Raw genomic sequence first — 2,709 nt, 5'->3', positions numbered from 1 at the left:
ATAACCCGTTTCTCTATTCCGTTGCTGTTAGAGCGTAGATTATGAAACAGTTTTTTCTGCGCGTCGTGCGCCGACCTATTAAAGTCGGCGACCCTCTCACGAGAGCCGCCGCTCTCCAAAACCGTGCGTGAAAATTTCTCTTCACACGGCTCCTCAGTGACTTGGTGCTTGTCACGCATTCCTCATTACCAACATATCCTCATCCCAAAGCCAATTCAGTTCGGAGGGTGGTTTAGGCTCGGCACTGTTACAGCCAGATTTTCTGCCAGGACTGCCATCACTGGTAGTCTTTGTGTCGTGGCAATGTCTGTGTAGAAGTTGCCAATTTTTATAATCATCCTTTCCACCTTGCGATTTGGGGATAATATGGTCAATTTCCATCACATCGTTTTCACGGAAAAACAATCCACAGTGGGCGCATTTTCCCTTTTGCCATTTCAAGAGTGATGAGACTCTTGTAGGCATTTCTGGGTTGTTGCCCATTCTTGTACTCCAATAAACCAGATTCCCGTCAAATGGGGACAGTTTGCCTTTGACTTTTACATGACGCACTATTTTAATGCGGGCATGGTCAAGTAACCGAAGTGGGTTTTTCCCAACTTCAGTGGTTGCAAATACCCAGTTATCATCGCCTATGGAGTGCCAATATTTCTTTGACACCCATCCCTTTGATTTCTTTGGGTGGCGGAATTGTGCCCAAGAGACAAGCTTTTGATACACTAGGTCATCTAACTGAGCGTAGATTTCCTTACTTATGACAGTCGAATAGAAGTTAGCCCAACCCCTAATGATAGGGTTTAGTCGCTTAATTAGCGCCGCTTGCGGTGCTGACTTATGGGAGTCAATTACATCTGACAGACGGTCATAATGTGCCTTCACTTTTTCTTGACTTGGGGTAATGATGGTCTTAAAACCGAGTAATTCCCCTTTCGTATTTTTACCTGTATGGTGTTTCCCTTTGGGGAACTGACGTATATTAAATCCAAGGAAGTTGAATCCTGGCTTTTCCTCAACAAAAGTTGAAAGAGTGTGCGTCAGCCGAGTTTTACTGGGTTTTAATTCCAAGCCTATGCCCATTAACCATTCCGAGATTATTTCCCGGCATCTTTGAACAACGGTTATGTCTTCATGGAGAATCACGAAGTCATCGGCGTACCTGATTAAAGTAGCTCCTGGCTGATAGCCAGCGTATTGACCTTTCTTGACAATTGTGCCACTAGGAAAGGCGCTTTTTATCCGGTTTTCCATCCCGTGGAGGGCTATATTTGCCAAAAGCGGCGAAAGACATCCGCCTTGTGGCGTTCCCTCAGATGTAGGAAACAACTGCTTACCATCCATCACCCCCGCTTTTAACCATGCACGAATTTGACGGCGAATGGTGGGAGATGTATTCAGTTTTAAAAGCAGTGTTTCATGGTCGATACAGTCGAAACACTTCGATATGTCAGCATCAAGTACAAACTTTTGTTTATACCTGATGGAGTTAAAGATTGCTTCGATTGCATCATGACATGACCTTCCGGCTCTGAACCCGTATGAGTTTGGTTCAAATCGCGCTTCCCATTCTGGTTCTAATGCCAGTTTGACAAGCGTTTGCAAGGCGCGGTCATCCATTGTAGGTATTCCTAAAGGTCGCTTCTCGTCACGTCCAGGCTTGGGAATCCATACACGCCTAGTCGGGCTGACCTTAGAACCCAGTTTTATTTGATTTATCAAGGCAAGACGGAGATTAGGAGTCAGCGATTTAACGCCGTCTACACCTGCTGCCTTTTTGCCGCAATTATCCTGGGTAACTCTACGAACCGCTAACGCTCTTGCTGACCAAGAATTCATCAGCGTTTTTTGGAGTCTGCGATATGTTTTTACATCGCCACGTTGAGAGGCTTGATAAATTCTCTGTTGCAGCTTATACACTCTACGTTCTAGCTTTCGCCAGTTAATAGAACGCCATTCCACCGTAGTCTTTAAACTCGTATTAGACATATTTACTGCTACTGGAAGCTTTATTTTCCAAATCACCGTGATTCTGTCTGCCTATCCTCACCATTACAGTCAGGCGTTTTGCTTTTGAATCAATCTTGCCTACTCTTCGTATTAGTTAGCACCTACTCAATCATTGAAGACTGAGAACGGACGAGAGGTTACTTCGTTTCTGATAGTCATTGTTTGAGTTTTTAGAGCGGTACTATCCACCGGGTTTAGAGGAAGTGCTTGTTGGTCAACCAGGAACTTGCCAACTCCCCATTATCCTTGCCCATTTTGGGACTCCCAACGTAAACAGCCTGATTTCGCTGGTTATTCATGACGATGGTTCAAATGTACCTTTGTATTCCTACTCATGAACTCTTGCTCGGTGTTTACCAGGTTAGGCTTCCAGTATTGACACCTTTCACCCCCGCAAAGCGGGATTGATGGCTAGTCGCTACCCTGGGGGACGCAATTCTTGACTGCGCTCTGTGTGCTTTCACTCCTGCACCTGGAGGGTGGGACTTAGTTTTCTAGGATACTTACTTCACCCACATGACTATCAAATTGTCTTGGCGAAGCCTCTCCCTTTGGGAGAAGATTCTTGTGTAGCTTGCGGGTAATCCTCTACCCATTTCAGGGTTAGTTTCTACCCAACGAATCGCACTCCTGTTCTGAACCCATAACTCTGAGCATGGAAAGTTGCTTCGTGTGCTGGCTCTAGCGCGTATTTTGCGAGGCATT

General features: G+C 45.5%; 1 protein-coding gene. It reads right to left on the bottom strand.

Translation table 11 applies throughout. The features are described 5' to 3' along the window. Nucleotides 1-171: 171 nt before the first annotated feature. Nucleotides 172-1,983, bottom strand: a complete 1,812-nt coding sequence (gene ltrA, locus QUA16_RS36280; RefSeq protein WP_333109671.1) for a group II intron reverse transcriptase/maturase — start codon at nt 1,981-1,983, stop codon at nt 172-174. Nucleotides 1,984-2,709: the final 726 nt, after the last annotated feature.

The sequence above is a fragment of the Microcoleus sp. S13_C3 genome (assembly GCF_036700905.1).
GTDB lineage: Bacteria > Cyanobacteriota > Cyanobacteriia > Cyanobacteriales > Microcoleaceae > Microcoleus.
Note: the sequence above shows the minus strand (reverse complement) of the source record. Positions and strands in the feature narration are given on the sequence as shown.

Coding starts and splice junctions, on each gene's coding strand:
- ltrA (WP_333109671.1), bottom strand. CDS start 1,983: ATGTCTAATACGAGTTTAAAGACTACGGTGGAATGGCGTTCTATTAAC.